The 22,478-nt window shown below is 41.5% G+C and carries 19 protein-coding genes; all 19 read right to left on the reverse strand.

The genetic code is table 11. From position 1 onward, the window contains the following. Positions 1 to 15: 15 nt before the first annotated feature. On the reverse strand, positions 16 to 2,427 hold the full coding sequence (locus WDA22_15810; GenBank protein MFA5834942.1) for a hypothetical protein: 2,412 nt from the start codon (positions 2,425 to 2,427) through the stop codon (positions 16 to 18). A gap of 69 nt (positions 2,428 to 2,496) precedes the next feature. Continuing rightward, positions 2,497 to 3,522: a hypothetical protein gene (locus WDA22_15815; GenBank protein ID MFA5834943.1), complete on the reverse strand. Its 1,026-nt coding sequence runs from the start codon at positions 3,520 to 3,522 to the stop codon at positions 2,497 to 2,499. Between the two features lie 197 nt (positions 3,523 to 3,719). Beyond that, positions 3,720 to 4,913 (reverse strand): cell division protein FtsZ, encoded by a 1,194-nt coding sequence (ftsZ, locus tag WDA22_15820; protein MFA5834944.1) that lies wholly within the window; start codon positions 4,911 to 4,913, stop codon positions 3,720 to 3,722. A gap of 100 nt (positions 4,914 to 5,013) precedes the next feature. Then, the gene (locus WDA22_15825) at positions 5,014 to 5,367 is read right to left on the reverse strand and encodes a four helix bundle protein (protein MFA5834945.1); all 354 of its coding nucleotides are present in this window, start codon (positions 5,365 to 5,367) and stop codon (positions 5,014 to 5,016) included. A gap of 76 nt (positions 5,368 to 5,443) precedes the next feature. After that, positions 5,444 to 6,685, reverse strand: coding sequence for a cell division protein FtsA (gene ftsA, locus WDA22_15830; protein MFA5834946.1), 1,242 nt, complete (start codon positions 6,683 to 6,685; stop codon positions 5,444 to 5,446). A gap of 54 nt (positions 6,686 to 6,739) precedes the next feature. After that, a complete protein-coding gene (locus WDA22_15835) occupies positions 6,740 to 7,519 on the reverse strand; it encodes an FtsQ-type POTRA domain-containing protein (protein ID MFA5834947.1) in 780 nt (259 codons plus the stop codon). Between the two features lie 51 nt (positions 7,520 to 7,570). Further along, positions 7,571 to 8,950: a UDP-N-acetylmuramate--L-alanine ligase gene (gene murC, locus WDA22_15840; protein ID MFA5834948.1), complete on the reverse strand. Its 1,380-nt coding sequence runs from the start codon at positions 8,948 to 8,950 to the stop codon at positions 7,571 to 7,573. 155 nt (positions 8,951 to 9,105) lie between these two features. Further along, positions 9,106 to 9,591, reverse strand: a complete 486-nt coding sequence (locus WDA22_15845; GenBank protein MFA5834949.1) for a hypothetical protein — start codon at positions 9,589 to 9,591, stop codon at positions 9,106 to 9,108. A gap of 72 nt (positions 9,592 to 9,663) precedes the next feature. Then, entirely contained in the window at positions 9,664 to 10,746 is a 1,083-nt protein-coding gene (murG, locus tag WDA22_15850; protein MFA5834950.1) for an undecaprenyldiphospho-muramoylpentapeptide beta-N-acetylglucosaminyltransferase, read from the reverse strand. After that, complete coding sequence (locus WDA22_15855; GenBank protein MFA5834951.1) at positions 10,746 to 11,918, reverse strand: putative peptidoglycan glycosyltransferase FtsW; 1,173 nt, start codon at positions 11,916 to 11,918, stop codon at positions 10,746 to 10,748. The genes murG and WDA22_15855 overlap by 1 nt, the downstream gene beginning before the upstream one ends. A 6-nt stretch (positions 11,919 to 11,924) precedes the next feature. After that, positions 11,925 to 13,310, reverse strand: coding sequence for a UDP-N-acetylmuramoyl-L-alanine--D-glutamate ligase (gene murD, locus WDA22_15860; GenBank protein MFA5834952.1), 1,386 nt, complete (start codon positions 13,308 to 13,310; stop codon positions 11,925 to 11,927). A 7-nt stretch (positions 13,311 to 13,317) separates the two neighbouring features. Then, positions 13,318 to 14,433, reverse strand: a complete 1,116-nt coding sequence (gene mraY, locus WDA22_15865) for a phospho-N-acetylmuramoyl-pentapeptide-transferase (GenBank protein ID MFA5834953.1) — start codon at positions 14,431 to 14,433, stop codon at positions 13,318 to 13,320. Then, a complete protein-coding gene (gene murF / locus WDA22_15870) occupies positions 14,433 to 15,854 on the reverse strand; it encodes a UDP-N-acetylmuramoyl-tripeptide--D-alanyl-D-alanine ligase (protein ID MFA5834954.1) in 1,422 nt (473 codons plus the stop codon). Before murF ends, mraY begins: the two co-directional genes overlap by 1 nt. Before the next feature lie 4 nt (positions 15,855 to 15,858). Beyond that, positions 15,859 to 17,343: a UDP-N-acetylmuramoyl-L-alanyl-D-glutamate--2,6-diaminopimelate ligase gene (locus WDA22_15875; GenBank protein ID MFA5834955.1), complete on the reverse strand. Its 1,485-nt coding sequence runs from the start codon at positions 17,341 to 17,343 to the stop codon at positions 15,859 to 15,861. A 138-nt stretch (positions 17,344 to 17,481) separates the two neighbouring features. Then, positions 17,482 to 19,665, reverse strand: coding sequence for a penicillin-binding transpeptidase domain-containing protein (locus tag WDA22_15880; GenBank protein ID MFA5834956.1), 2,184 nt, complete (start codon positions 19,663 to 19,665; stop codon positions 17,482 to 17,484). Between the two features lie 13 nt (positions 19,666 to 19,678). Further along, complete coding sequence (locus tag WDA22_15885) at positions 19,679 to 20,149, reverse strand: hypothetical protein (GenBank protein ID MFA5834957.1); 471 nt, start codon at positions 20,147 to 20,149, stop codon at positions 19,679 to 19,681. A 29-nt stretch (positions 20,150 to 20,178) separates the two neighbouring features. Next, positions 20,179 to 21,114: a 16S rRNA (cytosine(1402)-N(4))-methyltransferase RsmH gene (rsmH, locus tag WDA22_15890; protein ID MFA5834958.1), complete on the reverse strand. Its 936-nt coding sequence runs from the start codon at positions 21,112 to 21,114 to the stop codon at positions 20,179 to 20,181. A gap of 86 nt (positions 21,115 to 21,200) precedes the next feature. Continuing rightward, on the reverse strand, positions 21,201 to 21,650 hold the full coding sequence (gene mraZ, locus WDA22_15895; GenBank protein ID MFA5834959.1) for a division/cell wall cluster transcriptional repressor MraZ: 450 nt from the start codon (positions 21,648 to 21,650) through the stop codon (positions 21,201 to 21,203). A 217-nt stretch (positions 21,651 to 21,867) separates the two neighbouring features. Continuing rightward, complete coding sequence (locus WDA22_15900; GenBank protein ID MFA5834960.1) at positions 21,868 to 22,470, reverse strand: HAD family phosphatase; 603 nt, start codon at positions 22,468 to 22,470, stop codon at positions 21,868 to 21,870. Positions 22,471 to 22,478 lie beyond the last annotated feature (8 nt).

Here is a 22,478-nt window from a genome sequence, read left to right on the forward strand (position 1 = left end):
TAACTTTGAAGATTTTTATTTAAGACTCAATTGTCCTCTAATTTTTGTAGGTGTATTGACCCAAGCAACACCATTCCAATACTGCAATGAGTCTTTGAGAGAATTCACATATTGGTCATTAATGGGATATTTCAGTTTCCCTTCCTTAAACAGTTGATTATGCTTCATCAACATTCCGGAATCAAATTTTACATCTTTTACGGTAAAGGTAGAATCAAAAAAATACTCAAACGCTACCGCTAATCCACCATCATATGCTGTATTGAGTACACGAAGAAGTTTGTCACCTTTATTGGAGCTATTTGATGCTCCAAAATTGGTTGTAACATGGTTACTTACTTCAGGGTTTGGGTATCGTACATAATAGAGTTCAGCATTCGATGAAGGAAGATTAAATCCTTTTGTCGAAGAGCACTCATAATTTCCAAGAATTTTATCTGGATCAAGGACGATGGTAACAGCAAAAGATCGATTGGCTTCATCTTCTGTGTCATTAATACCATTGAGAAGTAATTCTTCTTTTCCATCATGATCTATATCAAAAAATGTCATTGCACATTGTCCATAGTGCCAAAATGTTCCAATAATTTTCCCTTGTTCATCAAAACGAACTAAAGCGGACGGTGACCGGCCGTTACCAAACATAGCAAAAAGTGTCTTTTTACTATTCCCCCCAAAAACGATGCTAGAAGGATAAAACTTGGTATTGTACTGTTTTGATTTATACTGAATATGTTGAAATGGAACAGAATATGTACTTGTCTTATTCCCCTTCCCATCAAATATCCTGATGTTGGTAGATATATTTTCATCGGCGGCAAAATTCAAAATAGTGACGACTTCTTTTTTTCCATCACTATTAACATCATCAATCAATGTCCGATAAATGACCGAGGATGTGCTAAATTCTTTTATTGAAGCAACATCTTCCTTGATTCTTTTCTCCCACAATATATGATCCTCCTTATCAAAAATAACAACGGTATTTTTACTGCGGTTATAATCGTAATAATAAGGAGATGAGAGCATTGTAGTCTGACTCTCTACTATTGATCCATCAAGTTTAACAAATTTTTCTTGCCATTGCTTCCCGTTCCAATACTGAATTTTGGTTTTCAATCCTTCCAGATATGTATTGTCCAGATTCTCTTTAATAGTTCCCTCTTTTTTTCTTCGTTCAAATACCCTGCGAGACCAATCTGTAACACGAACGTCATGAATCCGCATCTCTTTTGTGAATGTATATTCAATATACTTATACGGAATACCATTACTGTCTGGAATGGCGTTCGCAACACCAAAGGTAAGACTGTTCTTTGTTTCAATAATCTTTGACGTTACTCTTGGTTTTGGGTTTTCACCAATGTCAAAAAGAGAACGCGGCATTGCAATTTGAAAGACTTCTGCCGTTGTTGTTGGCAATCCAAATTCCGGTTGCGTGGTAGAAGAAGTTTTCCCGATTATTTTTTGTGGATTTAAGCCAACAACCACTGGCTTGTCATACTTGTCATCAATACCACATGCAACAATTGTTTTTTTACCGTCAAGTATAACATTGTAAATTCCCCAAAAATGGCCATAGTGCAGATATTCACCAAGTATGTTTCCCTGTGAATCGAGTCGATAGAGAATATAGGGTGAATGACGGTGAGGAGCTCCCACAATAATCTCTTTTTTTCCATCTCCATCAAAATCATCAACAATAACTCCCCTCTCCGAAAACTGTGGAAAATACTCCTCTTGGTCATAATGAATATTGTCTCCAAGTTCTTTTGTAAAAAGAATTTTTTTATCAGCTGTAATAACTTGAAGAAGAACTTTCCCTTCCGGGGTTTCAATTCCGTTTAATGTTGGAATCAGCGAAATAATTTCGTTCTTGCCATCATTATTAATATCCGAAACAACGCTGCTGGTAATGCTGAATTGTTCCTCCATAAATGAGTCATATACACCTTCTCTCCAAGATTGTGACCACATCAATTTTGATTCATGATTATAAATCTCCACTTGGGAACGAGAAGTGTTTATTCGAAGATATTCGGGGTTCCCTCCTTCGGATGGAATAAACATTTTGACGAAGAATATCATTGAAGTAACCAAACCAAACATTGAAACGGATCCTACGATGGGGCGCTTTCGAACAAATTGCCAGAGACGTGCAGGAATTGAATTTGGCATTTGGATTTTAGTTAACGGTCGCGAACGAACATAGGCCGGTTGTACAATTAGCGCATCTTCCTCTTCCGAATGTGCGGACAATTGTTTCTTGCCGTTTTCTGCCAACAGATAAAATTCGCGAAGATCTTCTGCAACAGCACGGCATCCTGCACATTGTGAAAGGTGCTGTTCAATATCAGTTCGATCATTGGCAATTTGTTCGCTGTTGCGAACGTAAAGATCTAATATATGTTCGGTATAATGGTTCATGAATTACCGTATTACCTTCTTACGTTGTTTAAATATCCTGTCATACGTTGAGCATGGCAGAAAGAGTTTCTAAAGTAATTCTCTTAAGCGTTCACGCACCGCTTTTTTTGAAAGTTTCACCATATATTCAAACTGTTTTCTGTGATACTCTCGATACTCGGTGTATGATATTTCCGGCAAATGATGCTGTAAATACTCACCGTAATTCTTTTCACTTCCGTCGCTATGTAAGAATGTATCACGTATCATATGATCAATAGCATTCATATATCCTGTGAATTCTTCTTCGTTCAGTTTTTTCTTTGCAACATAGCGTTGATAGAGATCCTTCCGTATATGCTTTAGTGCACTCTCAACAAGAGTAACAGCATCCTGATCAAATAAAAGCCCTTCCATGGAAAGCGCATCATTCAACGGAATTTGGTGATTCATAATATGACGTTTGATGCAAACACAAAGATCGATCAGTGAGAACATATTTCGACTATCTAACGATGTTGAAATCAAGTGCTCGAATGCGGCCAGATATTGTGTTATATGTTTCACGCCGCGCAGAGATTTCGCAAAGCATTGCTCAACTGTTTCAATAGAATGTGCCGGTAAGTGCATACGATCTTCATCCGAAGCATATACCACCATGGCCATTCCCAGATATTGTTCAACTCGCAATGTTGTGCTTTGTCGAAGAGCAATCTTCATGTTGCGGAGAATCTTACTTAACACGGGATCATTTTCCCGATATAAAGTAAAAATGCCATCGTGAAGCTTAGTGAAAACAAGCGAGCGGAAAAGTGCCGTAACATCATCATCTGTCAAAAGATCCAGATCATGCTCGACAGAAAAGAAATGTTCCAATTCAATAAACACTCCGTCGCTATCCCGTTCAAATAATTCGGCAATACAATCGATAGCAGTCGACTCAATCGTAAGAGGAAATGATTGTAAGTGAAGCCTGCCGGATGCAATCAACTGTTTCAACCGCATGAGCGCAAAATGGTGAGCATGACGAACAAGCACGTTCGTTTCTGATAACGATGCCGATCCGTCAAGGACTTTTCGTAACAACGGAGGAATATGTGATGAGTGAAATTCCAATTCTTTCCCCAAAGTTCATCGGGAAGATATAAAGTGATTACGGCAGAAGCAACATTGTAATCCCTACCGCGCTAGGTGTCAGACACCTATTGATTATGCATAGAGATGTCTGACATCGTCCTCTGAAACAACAAACCCGCGCTCATCACGCGGGCTTGTTGTCTGATATCCGATGTCTAAAAATCTGATCTCTGTTTTTAATCCATAATGCGTCGGAGAAACGCCGGCTTATCAAGATCCTGCTGATTCTGTTCGATGGAATGCACTTTCGGCTCATCCTGCGATGTTAACGGATTTACCGTTACACCCCGGCGAAGATACGTTGGTGTATCGAACTTTTGCAGATCGCGAACTCCGGTCGGAATATGATCGACCTGAATGCCTCGTGTGCGTGCTGCTGCAAAACGATCCTGCTGCTGTGGTTTTATCAAAGTTTTGTTGAAACCAGTAGCAATCACAGTGACCATGATCTCGTCTGTAAGATTGTTGTCCACCACCACACCCGCAAGCACTTCAGCATCATTGCCCGCCGCTTCAGAGATGATCGCAATTGCTTCGTCGTATTCCTGAATGGAAAGATTCTGACCACCCGTGATGTTGACGAGCAATTTCTGTGCACCTTTAATATCGACCCCTTCAAGCAGCGGACTGGAAATAGCAATGTTGGCTGCTTCTGTTGCACGATTTTCGCCGGTGGCAATTCCTGTTCCCATTAATGCATCACCCATATCACGCATCACCCGTTTCACATCAGCAAAGTCACGATTGACCAAGCCGGGAACGGTGATAATATCCGAGATTCCGCGTGTCGCATTATAGAGCACGCTGTTTGCGACTTCAAATGCTTGCGTGATTGGCGTTGCTTTGTCTACGATGGTCAACAAACGCTGGTTTGGAATAACGATAAGCGTGTCGACATGTTTACGCAATTCTTCGATACCATATTCCGCTTGGGCCATTCTCTTTTTTCCTTCGTGCGTAAATGGCTTTGTAACAATTCCAACCACCAATGCACCCAGACTCTTGGCAACATTTGCAATGACAGGAGCAGCGCCTGTTCCCGTTCCGCCACCCATACCGGCAGTAACAAATACCATATCGCTGTTCGCAAGAACACGTGCGATCTCTTCTTTATCTTCTTCCGCTGCTCGTTGTCCAACGGATGGATCAGCGCCCGCGCCCAAACCGCGTGTGAGGTTTTTTCCAATCCTGATTTTGGATGTTGACGAATTTCGTTCCAATGCCTGCACATCGGTATTGATTGCAACAAAATCTACGCCGCTTAAACCGCGTGTGATCATGCTGTGAACGGCATTTGTTCCGCCTCCGCCGACACCAACGATGCGAATCTTTGCGCCGTTTTCTGCTGGGCTGTCAAATTCAATTGCCATGGTTGCTCCTTTTTGTTATGTGGATGTTAGTTAAAAAAATTATTTGTTTACTTTTTTCATTTAGATTATCAGTCGTCAGATATCAGATGACAGATGAATGTTATTCCTGAATTTTCTTTTGAAGTCCGATGAGCATAGCAATTACTTCATCAGTTTGCGTGAACATGGTAGCATGCTGAGTTGTAGTGATGAATTCATTCTTCATTGAAATATCCAAACAACAGATACACTCATATGCAGAACGAATTGAATAATCCAAAAATCTTGAAAATTCTTTGTTGGAACTGTTGCCAGATCCTTCAGCAATGTTTAGAGCGATTGAGTCCACTGCCCTTCTGAATTGTTGAGATAATGCAAACATTTCGTCTCTTGGATACTTCTTTAACATTTTTCTTACTTCACAGCCGAGATCAATTGCTTTATCATAAACTTTCAATTTCTTGAAATTGTGCATCTTACTTTCCCTAAAAAATCTGATGTCTGATACCTGTCATCTGCTATCTGTTATCTGATTACTGACATCTGCTTCTTTACAACTCGTCAAACCAACTTTTCATTCTGTCCAAAATATTTCGTTTATCACCTTTCACTTTTGTCTCCGAAACGTTAGACGCTGTTCCTTTTGCACGATTTTTAATAGCGTGCAGCACTAAACCAACACCTGTTGCATAAATTGGATTTTCAATCTCCCGGACGAAACCGCCGCGAAATCCTTTAGGAATTCCGATCTTCACCGGCATTCCTAATACTTCCCGCGCAAGATCAGCAGTCCCTTTTACCAATGCGCCACCACCGGTCAATACCACTCCGGCAGATAAATGTTTCTGATATCCTGATCGTTTAATCTCCAATGCTGCAATCTCTAGAATCTCTTCCATACGAGGCTGAATAATCTGACAGAGCATTTGCGTATCAATCGTCATCGGCTCGCGTCCTCCGATTCCGGGAATCGTAAACGGATTGTTCTCTGCTATAGATGTAATATGTGTATGACCGTATTTTAATTTAATCTCTTCCGCCTGCGTGGTGAGGATGCCGAGTCCGCGTCGAATATCATCGGTCACTTTGCTTCCAGCTATTCCGATCACAGCGGTGTGACGGATAGTTCTGTCCGCAAATACTGCCAGATCGGTTGTACCGCCGCCAATATCGATCAAAACAACGCCGACTTCTTTTTCTTCACCTTCCAGTACTGCATCACTCGAAGCAAACGGTTCCAGAACAATATCACTGACACTAACTCCCGCGCGTTGGACGCAACGAATAATATTTTGTGTTGCTGTCACAAGTCCAGTAATGATGTGAACTGTCGCTTCCATTCTCACGCCAGACATACCGACCGGCTCGTACACACCATCTTGTCCATCAACAATAAATTCCTGCGGAATGACATGAAGAATCTTTCGGTCCGAAGGCAACGCAATCTTTTTTGTATCCTCAATCAAACGATTAACATCGGATTGAGTAATCTCTTGTTCCGCTCCACTGATAGCAACCACTCCGCGGCTCTGGAAGCTTTGAATATGATCTCCCGCAATTCCTGCAACAACGGATTGGATTTTCACACCCGATTGAGCTTCAGCATCATGGATTGCTGCTTTGATTGAATCGACTGTCCGCTCGATATGCGTGATGACTCCGCGAGTTAATCCTTCCGATTTACTTCTACCAATGCCTAGAACATTAATTTCATTGTTTGCATTGACTGAGGCGACAATCGCACAGATCTTTGTTGTTCCAATATCTAATCCAACGTAAATATGTTCGTTCATTATGTTCGTTTGTTTATGGCAGGACAGCATTCATGTCGATCTGCCGATGATAGATTATGATTTTCTCGACACCACTACTTGGTCATCAAACCGAATGTCAATGTATTGAATATCATTTGTTTCATTGCTCTGAATAAATTTTTGCCAAAAGGCATCCAACTTCACTATTTTTTTGGCAGCATCACCTTTTCCAAAAATGATCGGAATGCCTGATTCGAATGAATAGAGGACAAGATCATGTCCTTTACGAAGTCGTATCTCCGAGATGGAATGGAAAATATTATCACTCGTCATTTTTGAAGCGTTGATGATCTCCAATGCTTCCACCACATCGGCATTAAATAATCGCTGACCAGTTTTGATTGCGCTGAGCGAATCGACACCGCTGATCACGGGAATATCATATGTCTCGGATGATGCGATGTACGGAAGCACAGTTCCATCCGACGCGATATAATAGAGATCGTTTGCCAGAAGAATCGCCGCTGGGGTTCGTTCTTCCACGATCACCCGCAATGTAGAAGGGGCATCCCGTTGAATCACTACTCGCTTAACAAAACTATTTGCCATGATGTTGTGTTGAAGCGCCGACAAATCAAGTTCATACATCGGAACATTCAGGGGAAGCTTCATCAATCGCACAATCTCATCTTTGGAGATTACGCTAATTCCTTCCACTGTCACTTGTTTTACCGGGACATGTTTTTGCCATTTTGCTTTTATGCCAAAAATTGTCAGTATCACTAGTGTTAATACTGCAAAATAGACATATACACGTTTTCCATGTGTTGGCTCTTCTTCTTCCCGTTCAATATGTATTTGTTCATTTTCCATCGTTCAATGTTACTTACCAGTTCAAACAGAATTTTCTCTGGATGATGAGCTCTATTGTAGATCCTTCAGAAATTGTTCGCCGAATTTCCAGATATCTCCAGCACCCATTGTAATCACGATATCTCCGCTTTTTGTTATATTTTTTAAATATGCTGGGACTGCTTTCTTCTCCTGAACATAATGCGCTTCTTTGTGTCCGTATTGCTTTGCAGCATTGACGATCAATTCACCCGTAACACCTTGTATCGGTTCTTCACGTGCGGGATAAACATCTGTTACAATCAGCACATCAGCTAATAAAAATGCTTTGCCAAACTCTTCGTAAAAATCTCGCGTGCGGGAGTACAAATGCGGCTGAAACACACAGACAACTCGATTTCTCCAGCCAGATTTTACGCCGCTCAGTGTTGCTTTACATTCTGTGGGATGGTGCGCATAATCGTCATAGACAACAATGCCTCGAACTTCACCTTTCTTTTCCCAGCGTCGATATACCCCGGTGAACTTTTCGATTCCTGCTTTTGCTTTTTCGAACGGAACATTTAAATTCAATCCAACGGCAATTGCGGCAAGAGCATTCTGAACATTATGTTTTCCTGGAATCTGCAAAGTTACTTGACCAAGTTCCGTGTATCCCTGCACAACGGTGAATATCGTCTTGTTTTCCTTGTGCTGAATATCTACTCCCTGCACATCAGCTTGAGGTGATTGAAGTCCGTACGTAATAATCTTCTTCTTACTAAGTTGCGGCAGAATATCCTGCAACGCAGGTTCATCAAGGTTCAACACGATAAATCCATAGAATGGAACTTTGTTTGCAAATTGAATAAATGCTCCCTTGATATCCTCTAGATCGCGGTAACAATCAAGATGATCTGTCTCTAATGTTGTCATGACTGCAACGGTCGGTGTCAACGACAAAAATGAACGATCAAATTCATCGGCTTCTACTACAATGAATTCACCTTTACCAAGCCGCGCATTCGTTCCACCAAGACCGCTCAATTTTCCGCCAACAATCACGGTGGGATCAAGGCCTCCTTCCATCAGCACCAAACTAGTCATCGATGTGGTGGTTGTTTTTCCGTGCGTGCCGGCAATGCCGATGCCGTATTTCAATCGCATTACTTCTGCCAGCATTTCCGCTCGTCGAACAATCGGGATTTTTCTTCGGATTGCTTCCTGCACTTCGGGATTATCGTTGATGACTGCCGATGAATAAACGAGTGTATCAACATCAGAAGCAATATTTTCTGCTTTATGTCCTTCGTAAATCGATGCACCGAGAGACTGCAAACGCTCAGTCACATCGCTCATTGCGCGGTCCGATCCGCTGATGTTGAATCCTTGATCAAGCAGAATTTCGGCAATCCCGCTCATTCCTATTCCGCCGATGCCGACGAAGTGTAATTTCTTTATGGAAGAAAACATATCAGTATTTAAGTAGTTGAGTCATTGAGTAGTTAAGATTTTGCATCAAAATTTTATTTAAACCGTTTAATGTTTCGATTATTTTTTAGTGATAAGAATTCATACTTTTGTAGTGAAAGTTTGGATCTCAACTACTCAATGACTCATCTGCTCACCTACTTCTTTCTAAACTGAAACCCTTTTTGCTTTTTGGGAGTCCGTTCTGAAATCTGTTCTATCAGTTTCAATAATTCCCTCTCCCGCTCATATCGTCCCAGCCGGATCCTAAATGCACGGCGACGATGTTTTGTTTTAATAACGATGATCTGAAATCGCCCCGCAGTTTGTACCAACCGTTCTTTCCCAATATGCGTCCATTCGATATCGTGAATGGCAATGGAATGACGATTAAATCGATGTTGAAAAATAATTTCATCGTCAGTAATGATTACTTTTCGGTCACGAATTCGGTTGAGCAGTAACGTGATAATTGCAACGCCCACAAAAAATGCGATGATATATATGATTGGATCATCAAACACGACGGTGAAATTGTTCTGGATGATTGTTCCTCTCACACCCGCATAGAGAATCAGCGTTACTAAATAGATGAGCGCCTGCTGATAATAAAAGTCCAATTTATATTTGAATTCGTGTCGCATTACCGAGTCTTCATACCATGAAAAAAATTGTTTTCTTCCTTTTGGAGATAACAGTGAGTACCGTCAACCATATCATTTTTTTAACGCTACGATCTTTTCTGCAATTTCTTTTCCAGCGTCAGGTTTTCCTAGCTGAAGACTCAATTTCCCCATTGTCACCCGCTGTTGATCGTCAAACAATAAACCACGCACTGTTGAGAAAAGTGATTCTTTCAGTTTGGAATCTTTTATCATTATTGCTGCACCCGCTTCCACCATGGTTTGAGCATTCATTTCTTGATGATTTGCAGCAGCAAAGGGATACGGAACAAGTACTGCTGGTTTTCCAAGCCGTGTTAATTCCGCTAAGGTTGTTGCTCCGGAACGGCTAACAACAACATCCGACGCCGCATATCCGCAATCCATTCGATCCACATATTTCATAATCTTAATGCTCGGATGCTGTTGAATATTGCGCGCTGATTCCCAGTCGGTTTCTCCTGTCTGCCAGATGACCTGATAATCATTAGCGATTGCATCGTTCACCAATTCAGGCATCGTTTTGTTGATTGATGCCGCACCCAGACTTCCACCGAAAGCAAAGACTGTCTTTTTTTTCGAGTCGAGATTAAAATATTTACATCCCTCGATTCGTGAAACCTGAGATAATTCTTCGCGCGTTGGATTACCAACACGTTCAATGTTTGCTGACGGCGATAACCAATTTTTTGTTACCTCGAATGTGATAAATACTTTTGTGACTCTCGAAGCAAGCAATCGTGTCGTGACGCCCGGAAAACTGTTGCTTTCATGAACCACTGTCGGTATTCCAATCAACGAAGCTACAAAAAGGATCGGTCCGCAGACATATCCGCCGGTGCCGACAACAATATCCGGCCTGATTTTTTTTATAACAAAGAACGATTGAACCAGCGACACGATTACCTTCAACGGAAAAAGAATATTTGTCAATCTCACTCTTCTGCTGAATCCGCTGATCCATATTGTATAGAACGCAAATCCTTTTTCTGGAACGACTCGTGCTTCTATTTTCTCTTTTGTTCCTACGAATGCAATCTTCGCATCCGGTTGTATCTTCAAAATCTCTTCTGCCATTGCAATGGCTGGATATAAATGGCCACCTGTTCCGCCTCCGGCAAAAAGAATTGTCGTCATTAATAGATTTTCCCGACAGCCGGTTCTATACTCATAGGAACCGATTCTATAAATTGTCGTTCCCGAGGATGAAGATCCGTCTGGGAAGAGATATTGAGCAACACGCCCACCGCAAATGATGAAAAGATGATCGCCGTTCCGCCATAACTGACGAACGGCATCGGCACGCCTGTTGTCGGCGCCAATCCAAGTGTGACAAGGGCATTGGCAATTGCATACAAAACAATTGTCGACGTAATACCAATTGCCAAATATTTCCCAAAATCATCCGGTGCATATTTTGCTATTTTCAATCCGCGAAGCAAAATTGTTAAAAATAACCCGATAAAGATGATCGTGCCGATCAATCCATATTCTTCGCCAACAATTGAAAAAATGAAATCGCCGTATGATTCGGGAAGAAACAAATCGCGTTGCTTACTTTGTCCCATTCCAACGCCAAAAATTCCTCCGTTACCAAAACCGATAATCCCTTGATGCAATTGATAATTCGCGGTTGATGTTATGGACTCATCACTTCCAAATCCAACGTAAGAAAGGATACGTTTCATTCTATACGGCGCACTGACCATGTAAATGAGCAATGCGGGAATCAGTCCGCACAACGACAACAATACATGTTTGATTCTTGCGCCGCCAACAAAGACCAAAATCATTCCGAGCGCAAAGATCATAGAACCGGTACTAAAGTTCGGCTGAACCATCACCAATAAAACGACAAGCCCGATCCAGATCATCAACGGCATAAATCCCGTTTTGAAATCTGCAAGCTTTTCTCGTTTATTAGAGAGCAGATATGCCAGATGAAACAACAGAGCAAACTTTGCAATCTCCGATGGTTGCAATGAAAATCCGCCGACAGAAAGCCAGCGTGCTGCTCCTTTCACTTCTCCACCAAGTACTCGTGTTGCAAACAACAATCCGATGGAAGCGATCAGTACCCATTTGGTCAATGGTTTATATTTTTTGTAATCCAAATTGATGGCGAAGAACATAACAACCAAACCAACAAGAATTTTGGCGATATGTTTGTTTACCAAACCACTCGCCGATTGCATCTTTTGCATCGCCCATGTCGATGATGCGCTGTAGACCACAACGGTACTCGCGACCATCAACATCAACACGACAAATAATGTAATTCGATCAATATGATTTTTTTCTGATGCCATGAATTATTATAATTGATTTACTAACTGTTTGAATACTCTTCCGCGTTCTTCGTAATCCTTAAACCAATCGAACGACGTGCAGGCAGGTGAAAGAAGAATGACATCTCCTTTTATTGATAACGATGTTGCGGTTTCAATTACCTTTTTCATTGATTCAATATTTGGTTTTGTATCACCAATTGTTGCAACTTTGGTGACGGGAACTATCTCGCTGAAATTTTTCACAATCGTATCGGCAGAATAACCTGTCGCCACAATTGCTTTCACTTTTTTCTTCACAAGATCAAAGATCGTGGAATAGTCATTTCCTTTATCTTTTCCACCTAAGATCAATACAATCGGATCCTTATAACTTTTCAACGCCATTTCCACTGCTTCAACCGTTGTTGCTTTGGAATTGTTGATATACTTAATTCCATTCACTTCACGCACAAATTCTTGTCGGTGCTCAACTCCCTTAAAATTTCGCAGAGTTGATTTGATATGCGCCGGTTTTATTCCCATCAATTGCGCCGCAAGTGCCGCCGCCATTGCATTCTGCAGATTGTGCTCACCCTTAATCGAAATATCGTCGATGGCGATAATTGGATGTTCCTCACGATCAATCACCGTCATTAACATTCTATTTTCTTCAAATGCACCTTCATCAATTGTTCGTTTCGTACTAAACTGGATAACTTTTGATTTTTGACTTTTAACTTGTTTCTTAGTCCACTCATCATCCGCATTGCTGATCAAAAAATCTTCTGCTGTTTGGTTCATCACCATTCGTGCTTTTGACGCAGCATATTGTTCCATTGAATTGTTATACCGGTCAAGATGATTCTGTGTGATATTCAAAATGACCGCTATCTTCGGACGAAATGTATTGATAAAGTCCAACTGAAAACTGCTCACTTCCAAAATGACAACAGTCTCCGGATCAACGTCCAAAACGAGTGATGAGAATGCCGTTCCAATGTTACCCGCAACAACGTGTTTTTTCTTTGCATCGCTGAATATCCTCCCGAGTAATGTTGTGGTGGTTGTTTTTCCGTTACTGCCTGTAATCGCAATAATTGGACCTTGACAAAACCAGCTTGCAACTTCAATCTCTGCAACGACGTTTATTCCACGTTTTTGTGCTTCCAAAACTACCGGTGCATTTGTTGGGACACCGGGACTTATCACCATGACCGAACAATCATAAACCGCATCGCTGTGTCCGCCGAATTCACCGGCAATGTTTCCCAACCGAAGTTCTGCGATATGCTGCTGCGTGCTTTCGCTGCTTCCAAAATCACTGACGAACACTTTTACATTGTGCGAATGAAGCAATTGTGCAACAGCTACACCGCTCCGCTCTGCTCCAATGACACTTACTTTTTTTCCGGATACCGCTTGAATACTCACGTTATTACTACCGTACCTTAAATGTTGTCAAACTCAGGATCATCATCAGTATTGCCAGAATATAGAATCGTGTAACAATTTTCGGCTCAGCCCAACCTAACAATTCAAAATGATGATGAATTGGCGCCATTTTGAAGACGCGGCGTCCTTCGCCATATTTTTTCTTTGTGTATTTGAAATACAATCTCTGCACAATTACTGAGACGGTCTCCATAAAAAATATTCCGCCAAGAATCGGAAGAATTAGTTCTTTTTTAGCCATGACTGTCAACGCTCCGATTGCTCCCCCGAGCGCAAGCGAACCGGTATCACCCATAAAAATTTGAGCAGGATATGAGTTGTACCATAAGAATCCGAGCGAGGCGCCGACAAGAGCGATACAAAACACAACGAGCTCGCCATTTCCACGCAGATAAATTATGTTTAAGTAACTGCTGAATTCAATATTTCCGGAGATGTAAACGATGATTCCAAGCGTCATCGCAACAATTCCGGATGTGCCAATAGCAAGACCGTCAAGTCCATCGGTCAGGTTCACTGCATTTGATGTTGCAGTAATGATGAAAATGACAAGCGGTATATATAAAATTCCAAAATCAAATTCTAAATTCTTAAAAAACGGTACTGTGGTTACAGTGTTCGCGTTGATCGCTTTCAATTCCGGCATCGAATAAAGAACATATCCAAGGATCAATCCAATCGACACCTGACCGATAATCTTATACCAGCCGATGAGTCCTTCTTTTTTCTTTTTGACGATCTTCAGATAATCATCCATAAACCCGACGATACCAAGTCCGCCCGTAACAAGAATGATCATCTGCACATATGTGTTGGTCAGATCTCCCCAAAGAATTGTTGGAATCAGAATTGCGGCAATGACGATGATGCCTCCCATCATCGGTGTTCCCGCTTTCAATTTATGTTTCTCAGGAGAACCTTCGCGGTACGTTGTGACGATTCCTTTTGCTTTCAACATCTTTATTACTTTTCCGCCAATGATGAAGCTGATGAACAATGCGGTGATGGCAGCCATAGCGGCGCGGAACGTAAGATATTTCACCACACCAAATCCCGGCGGGTGATATACTTGTTCGATCCAATATAACAGATGATACAGCATCAGTGAATGTCCTTTGCTTCAAGTTGTCCGTTTGTATTCGTCAAACGATGTACAACATCTTCCATTTTCATTCCGCGTGAACCTTTTATCAGCACAACATCACCATTGCTCAATTGTTTTTTCAAATCATTCGAGAGTTCTTCCTTCAGTTCATAATGCTTTGCCGCAGCGCCAAATGCTTCGCTGGTATATTTTGAGAACGGCCCAATGGTGAACAATTGATCGAATCCCATTTCTGAAACAATCACTCCGATATTCGTATGCTCCCGCTTTGAGGCATCCCCAAGTTCCCGCATATCGCCAAGAACAATCACTTTTTTTCCTGTCGCACTGAACGATTGCAGAGTTTTTAATGCAACAATCACAGAATCCGGATTGGAATTATAGGTATCATTCAGGATTGTGATGCCGCTATAGTTCATCACTTCCATTCGCTTGGACGCTGGCGAAAATTGTTCAAGCGCACCGACAATTTTTTTTGCTTTCACTTTCAATTTCAAACCGATAGCGCTTGCGGCCAGTGCGTTAGTAACATTATGTGGTCCCGGAACCGAAAGCTGTACAACAAACGAGATATTCTTTTTTGTCCATTCAATACTAAACTCTGGTTGTCCCAATTCATCTATATGGATTTTTTTTGCACGCACATCTGCTTTTGTTGCTGATCCATAGCCGATTGTATGTTTCAATGATTTACAATCACTGGCAAGATATGTATCGTCACAATTGACAAATGCAATTCCCGAATGCTGGCTGAGATACCTGAACAATGCTTTCTCTTCTTTTGCGACACCCTCTTCGTCCCCAAAAAATTCCAGGTGCTCTTTGCCGATATTCGTAATCAATCCGTGGGTCGGTTCTGCAATCTCGCAGAGATAGTTCAATTCACCAAAATGATTTGTGCCGATTTCTATCACAGCTGCATCATGTTTATTTCTCAATCGAAAAAGTGTTTGCGGAACGCCGATATGATTGTTTAAATTTCCTTCCGTACTCAGCACATCATATTTCGTACGAAGCACTGCCGATACCATCTCTTTCGTTGTTGTTTTACCATTACTTCCCGCGATGGCAATCACCGGTATGTCAAATTTTCTGCGATAAATCCGTGCCAATTCTCCATAGGCAATTGTTGTATCGTCAACAATCACAAACACGCAGGGAAACGTCCGAAAATATGATTCATGTTTTTTTGCCCACTCACGATGGATAACAATGACGGATGCTTCTGATTTCACAGCGGTATCAATAAAATCATGACCGTCAAATTTTTCCCCCTTCAGAGCAAAGAACAGATCATCCTTCTTCACGGAACGGGAATCTGTAGAAACATTGAAGATGACTCTTCGCTTCAATAGTTCAGCATTGATGAGTTCCGCACCGGTGATATTCTTCAAGTCTTTTGTTGAAATCTTTTTCATGAAATCAATGAATACTTTTTAAAATCTCTTCTTTATCGCTGAAGTGAATCTTTTCTTTGCCGATTACCTGGTAATCCTCGTGCCCTTTTCCCGCAACCAGAATCACATCACCGGACTGTGCTATCGATATTCCCTTCGCAATTGCTTTTCCTCTGTCTGATTCCACTATTGGCTTTGCCTTTGCCGATATTCCTTCAAGGATATCGCTAATAATCTCCATTGGATCCTCCGTACGAGGATTGTCAGATGTAACAATCATGACATCACTCAACCGTTCTGCAATTGCTCCCATTTTCGGACGTTTGGTGATGTCACGGTTTCCGCCTGCGCCAAAAATGGTGATGATCTTGTTTTTTCGTCGTTGCGGCAACACATCATGGATTGTTTGAAGACAATTCTCCAACGCATCCGGAGTATGTGCATAATCAACAATCGCAGTCCAACCTTTTGGAGATTGGATTTGATCGAATCTTCCCGGAGCCGGAATCAGCGTTGAGTACACGTGAACTTCCGGCGTTATTCCTAATCCTTTCATTATGCCAAACGCACCGAGAAAATTATAGACATTGAATCTTCCCACAAGCGTTGTTGCAATAGGTTTATTATCAATTATTGCAGTAAAACCATTCACGCTGACGGAAACATTTTCTGCTTTTATATCTGCAGCATTCGTTACGCCATATGTGATTACCTTCGCTTTGCAACCTTCTACAATTCGTGTTCCGTATTCAGAATCGACATTTGTTATTGCAACAGCTTTAGAACTTAATCCGTCGAACAAAATTTTCTTTGCCTGAAAATACTGATCCATCGTTCCATGATAATCAAGATGGTCCTGTGTCAGATTTGTAAAAACGGCAGCTTTGAAATCGATTCCATGTACGCGATACTGCTGCAGTGCATGCGATGATACTTCCATCACACAATGCGTACATCCTTTTTGCACCATTTGTTCGAACAATTGCTGCATCTCCAGCGATTCCGGTGTGGTATGCGTTGCCGGAAGTTTTTCATTGCCAATCGCATATTCTACCGTTCCGATCAAACCGACTTTATTCTTCGGATCCGATTCTAGCATTTGTTTGATCAAAAATGTTGTGGTCGTTTTACCGTTTGTTCCTGTCACTCCAATCATCGACATCTTTGCCGAAGGATTGCCATAATAATTAGCCGCAATTTGTGCTAATGCTTTTCTTGTATTGCTGACGACAATTTTTACTGTTCCTGTGTGCATGCACATTGCATCTGGAATGGCATGATCATCTTCCATCACGATCACTTTTGCTCCGTTTGCAATCGCTGCCGATAAGAATGTATGTCCGTCAACACCTGCACCTTTTAACGCCACAAAAAGATTCTCTCGTTGTACTTTACGGGAATCATATTGTATTCCGCTTACTTTCACATCGTGCGTTGTCACCATTTTTCCATACGTTGTCTGGAACATCTTGGAGACAGGTACACCTTGTAATAATACAGAGAGGGTCATTTTTAAATATTAATTTTCAAGATTACAAAATTTCATGACGGCAAAAATAACGAACTGCCAATAATCCGTTCCGGATCTAACATCCCGTTGATATTCTGAAACAATCTGAGATCTTTTTTCTGCAATCTGGTTACTGATTTAATAAAGCTGAGCTGTCGCAATCGTTTTTGGCTCACACATGATCGTCACTTTTGTTCCTTGCTTCATCGAAGTACCTGGGCTTGGAAATTGATTGATCACAATTCCTGAGCCAACGATGGAAACTTCATACTGTTCTGCTGCCAGCTTATTTACTGCACGGCGAACACTTAGTCCTCGCACATCCGGCACACGTAAAGCACTGGCCGCAATGGTCTGTTCCGTTTCATTCATCATCAATTGAACAATGGAACCACGTTCAACTTTTTTTCCTGCTTGAGGATATTGCCGCACCACTTCTTCTCCTGTCCCGATTACTTTTGCTGCAAGACCAGATTGTTTTAAAGATGCAACCGCATCATCCATCTCCTTATTTGCTACATCAGGAATCGAGACGGTTGCATCAACTTTTGGATTCACCGTCTGCACACTTTGTTCTGCAATCATTGTCTTTGCGATTAATCCATTATTGTTGATGATCCGATCTGAAATTGCTTTGAAGATCGGTGCGCTGGCAGTCGCCCCATAATATCCCCCTGCTTTCGGTTTTTCGATCATTACCAAACAGACAACTTCCGGTTTTTCCACTGGAAAAAACCCTATAAAAGATGCGTTATAACTTCCCTCTTCATATTTTCCATCGACATGTTTTCGTGAAGTTCCTGTTTTTCCGGCGATCCGCACACCGGGTGTTTTAACAGAAACACCGGTTCCATATTCTACAACCGCTTCCAGCATCTGCTTTACTTGGTCGTTTACCTGTTTTGAAATGACACGACGGATCATCTGTGGTTGTCCCACATATACTTCCTGATCATTCTCATCCTTCTCCCTCTGCACGATGTACGGTTTCATTAACATTCCATCATTGGCAATCACTGAATACGCTGAAACAATCTGAAGCGGTGTCACTCCGACTTCATATCCGTACGCAATTGAGTTCAACGATGCCTTCGACCATTCGGAAGTCTTTTTTAATTGACCGTTAATTTCTGCGGGAAGTTCGATTCCCGTTGCCATTCCAAATCCAAAATCACGCGCTTTTTTATACAATTTTTCCTGGCCGATCAGATCGCTCGCTTTTGCCATGACGATGTTGGACGAGTATGCCATCGATTCCAAAAACGTTACATCGCGCAATGGATGAGAATCGTTAATCAAACGGATCTTCTTACCGGGATATTCAATTCTATATTTTCCATTTTCAGCATAAAAGTGTTTCTCTAGCGTGAATCCTTCTTGTTCCAACGCTGCAGAAGCTGTGACAATTTTAAATACTGATCCCGGCTCGTACATGTCCGCCACAACGCGATTTTTCAGTGCGTCGGCATTCTGCACTTTGTTTAGATTCACTTGCGGATAATTCGCCATCGCAAGAATTTCTCCCGTTTGGGGGCGCATCATTACCACTAAACCTGCATCGGCCTGCGTCCGTGCAATCCCTTTTTTTAATTCTTCATCGGCAATGGATTGATACTGTAGATCGATTGTCAGTTCGATGGAATGTCCGTTTACCGCTTCTTCACGCGGATAATCAACAGAGGGACGTTTTCTTCCCAAACCATCCTTTTGCATGATCACATATCCGTCTCGTCCGCGAAGCACATCGTTGAATTGCTGCTCGATCCCGCTCACCCCGACATTGTCAATGTTTGTTGCTCCCAACACCTGACCGGCAATTTCATCGTAATGATACAGACGCATTGCTTCATTCATTTTTACGATTCCGCCTAATTTCTTCATCGGTATCATTTCTGCAACGTCGGGACGAAGATGCCGTTCCATCCAGACAAACCGTTTGCTGCTCTGGAGTTTCGCATTGTATTCCCGTTCCGATTTTCCCGTCATAGCAGAAAATTCTTTTGCGATAAGTTTTGCATCGTCTCCTGCAATCTTCGGATCGGCAGCAAACGAAACAAATTCGGAATTTGCTACGAGAACATTTCCGTTCCGGTCATAGATATTCCCCCGTTGTGCCACGAGCGGCACTCTCGCTTCATACTGTTTCTTTGCGATATCCTGATATTTTCCAGAATCAAGCAATTGAATCTGCACCAAACGCATTGCCGCAGCACAAAATGCCAGCAGAAAACAAATCTTCACAGTCAACAGACGATAGTGATAATCTTTCTGTTGAGGTGTCTCTGTTTGTTCGTTATTATTTTTCTTAAAGGGATTCCACATAGTATGATTATGTTTACTGGTGCAGATTTTTCTGTATTTCAATTACTTTTTCACCATCTACTTCAAACCACGTTGGTGCTTCTTTTGGGTTTGTCATTCCCAGTTTTTCCTGCGCCATCAAACTGATTCGTTCTAAACTCGCTTTGCGATTAATTTCTGCTTTGATCACTTCATTGGTACTGATAATTTGATTATGCTTTACATTCAGATCATTGACTTCTTTTGCCAGATTATTAACCGCGATAACATTTCCTACATATAATAGAGCGGCGGTCGCAACGAGAAACAGAATTCCAACGATATTTGATGTTTTTGCTCTTTTTTTTGTATTAACCCTTCGAACATTCTGTTTAGGAAGTGCGTAACCAGGCACGTTTTCCTGCGGATCAAGCGGTAAAGAGATGGCGTTATTATAGAACTGCCTGTCATTAAACTTCGGCATATCTACAACATCTATTGGGTTACGAGAATAATTTTTTGCCATACATCCTTATGTACCTACGATCATTCAATTCAGATTCTTTCTGCCACTCTCATTTTTGCACTTCGCGAACGTGGATTGGTCTTTTGTTCCTCATCGGATGCTTCCAACGGTTTTTTGGTAATCACTCTCAATTCCGGAATGCGCGGTGTGTCGGGTTGAAACTTGTTGCCCGATGGAATTGTTGTCGCAGCACATTCATGAAAAAAAGTTTTTACGATTCGGTCTTCTAGAGAATGGTACGAAATAACAACGATCCTGCCGCCAACAGCCATATAATCGAGAGAATCATGTAATATGGATTGCAGCCGGTGTAATTCATTGTTCACTTCAATTCTGATCGCTTGGAATACTCTTGCCAGAGATTTTACGGCAAATTTTCCACCGACAACACTCTCAATCACGGAAGCAAGCTGCCCGGTCGTTTCAATTGGTATTTCTTCCCTTCGCTGTACAATTCTTCGAGCAATACGCCGAGACAACCGCTCTTCCCCGTAATGATAAATTACATCAGCAAGCTCTTCTTCTTCGTAGGAATTCACCACCGCATACGCATCAAGCGATTGACGGCGATCCATTCGCATATCTAACCGTTGATCGCCTCGAAAGGAAAATCCTTTGCTTGCTTCATCAAGTTGATAAGAAGAGACACCGAGGTCTAACAACAATCCGTGAACCGTTGAAATATTACAAGAGTGTAGTATGGCTGCGATGTGTGCGGTGTTATCGTTCACTAGTTGAATATTATGTTGAAAACGCTGCAGACGTTTTTCCGCTTCGTGAATCGCGTCTGCATCGGCATCAATACCGATAAGCGTACCTTGATCATTGAGGTGTTCACAAATTTTCTCTGCATGTCCCCCTCCCCCCAAGGTTCCATCCACATAAACTCCATTATTCACGGTAAAAAGATGCTCCATGACTTCATTGAGCATTACCGGAATATGATACGACGATGATGTTACCATTCTGTGTACCGTTGCATTTGCAGAGATTGTTTATATGCCGACATAATTATTTTCTCCGCATGCCCTGCGAACGTAACAGTGAATCATCACACTTTCTTTTCAAAAACCTTTGAGGCTACTGTCAGGTAATCTTCCTGCTGGCCTTCCAAATATTTTTTAAACTCTGCCGGATTCCACACTTCAATACGATCGTATGCGCCAAGAATAAAAACTTCGTTTTCTATTTTTGCGTACTCTATCAATTCTTTTGAGAGAACAATTCTATATTGTCCATCCAATTCAACATCCGTAGCATATTGTAAAAGCATTCGTGTAAAGTGACGATGCTTCGGATCAGTCTGCTGCAATGTTCCTATTTCCGATTCTCGTTTTGCCCACTCATCATTTGGGTAGACAAAAATACAAGGCTCAAATCCGCGCGTGATCACGAACGAATTATTCGCTTCGGGTGCAAGATTTTTCCTCATCTTTGCAGGAATATTAATGCGACCTTTATTGTCAACCGTATAATGAAATGAACCTTTAAATGATGACACGACTACTAAATGCCCTATTTTGTTGATGATTTTTTACCCACTTTAACCCACCACTGGACACAAAGTTACAGAATTTCAATCTAAAGTCAAGTGATTTCTCCAATAAACAATGAGTTTTTTGAACTTTTTTGGAATTTTTGTCCGAAAGGGCTGACAAGAAGTCGGTATTGCAGAATGTTATGGCAAAGAGTTAAGAAATTACTTTAAGTCTATTTTTCTAGTTAAACTTTTCAAAATCAGACTCAAGTTGTCTTGTATTCGTAAAAATAATTCCCTTCATCCCAGCGACAATTGCTCCGTCGACATTTTCTTTCAGATCATCGATGAAGAGCACTTCCTGTGGCTGCACATTAAGCGAAGCGCAAACTTTTTCATACACAATGCTATCCGGTTTCATGGCACCAAGGTGAAATGAAGTGAACGTATCGGGAAATGTTTTTATTAATGCTGAAACGTGCATTACTTTTTCCCAATGACTCGCGCAGGTATTACTCAGTACCGCAATTCGGTACTTCTGTTTTACTTTTTCTACAAATAGAATGATCTCTTGATTATCTTCAACAATGATTCCATTGAACGCTTCGAGAATTTTTTTTCGGGAAAATTTGCGTTGAAAAATCTCAAAGAGAGCTTCGACAAATTCATCCGTTGTCATCTTTCCCGTTTCATACGCACGAACGTTTTCTTGAATTAATCGTTGATCGAATTTCAAACGGGTTTCCGTCGTGGTCAATCCAAGTGCGTTGGGAAATGCATCGAAATCGATATCCATTAATACACGACCGAGATCAAAAAGAATTACTTTAATAGCATTATTCATAGTGCCTA

The organism is Bacteroidota bacterium, assembly GCA_041658205.1.
Classification (GTDB): domain Bacteria; phylum Bacteroidota; class Ignavibacteria; order UBA10030; family UBA8401; genus UBA8401.

What these genes read in the sequence shown, in the direction of transcription:
- WDA22_15825 (MFA5834945.1), bottom strand. Translation starts at nt 5,367, where the DNA reads ATGCACAATTTCAAGAAATTGAAAGTTTATGATAAAGCAATTGATCTC.
- WDA22_15880 (MFA5834956.1), bottom strand. Translation starts at nt 19,665, where the DNA reads ATGTGGAATCCCTTTAAGAAAAATAATAACGAACAAACAGAGACACCT.
- ftsZ (MFA5834944.1), bottom strand. Translation starts at nt 4,913, where the DNA reads ATGGCAATTGAATTTGACAGCCCAGCAGAAAACGGCGCAAAGATTCGC.
- ftsA (MFA5834946.1), bottom strand. Translation starts at nt 6,685, where the DNA reads ATGAACGAACATATTTACGTTGGATTAGATATTGGAACAACAAAGATC.
- WDA22_15810 (MFA5834942.1), bottom strand. Translation starts at nt 2,427, where the DNA reads ATGAACCATTATACCGAACATATATTAGATCTTTACGTTCGCAACAGC.
- rsmH (MFA5834958.1), bottom strand. Translation starts at nt 21,114, where the DNA reads ATGGTAACATCATCGTCGTATCATATTCCGGTAATGCTCAATGAAGTC.
- mraY (MFA5834953.1), bottom strand. Translation starts at nt 14,433, where the DNA reads ATGCTGTATCATCTGTTATATTGGATCGAACAAGTATATCACCCGCCG.
- WDA22_15855 (MFA5834951.1), bottom strand. Translation starts at nt 11,918, where the DNA reads ATGGCATCAGAAAAAAATCATATTGATCGAATTACATTATTTGTCGTG.
- murF (MFA5834954.1), bottom strand. Translation starts at nt 15,854, where the DNA reads ATGAAAAAGATTTCAACAAAAGACTTGAAGAATATCACCGGTGCGGAA.
- murG (MFA5834950.1), bottom strand. Translation starts at nt 10,746, where the DNA reads ATGACGACAATTCTTTTTGCCGGAGGCGGAACAGGTGGCCATTTATAT.
- WDA22_15885 (MFA5834957.1), bottom strand. Translation starts at nt 20,149, where the DNA reads ATGGCAAAAAATTATTCTCGTAACCCAATAGATGTTGTAGATATGCCG.
- murC (MFA5834948.1), bottom strand. Translation starts at nt 8,950, where the DNA reads ATGTTTTCTTCCATAAAGAAATTACACTTCGTCGGCATCGGCGGAATA.
- WDA22_15845 (MFA5834949.1), bottom strand. Translation starts at nt 9,591, where the DNA reads ATGCGACACGAATTCAAATATAAATTGGACTTTTATTATCAGCAGGCG.
- WDA22_15835 (MFA5834947.1), bottom strand. Translation starts at nt 7,519, where the DNA reads ATGGAAAATGAACAAATACATATTGAACGGGAAGAAGAAGAGCCAACA.
- WDA22_15875 (MFA5834955.1), bottom strand. Translation starts at nt 17,343, where the DNA reads ATGACCCTCTCTGTATTATTACAAGGTGTACCTGTCTCCAAGATGTTC.
- WDA22_15900 (MFA5834960.1), bottom strand. Translation starts at nt 22,470, where the DNA reads ATGAATAATGCTATTAAAGTAATTCTTTTTGATCTCGGTCGTGTATTA.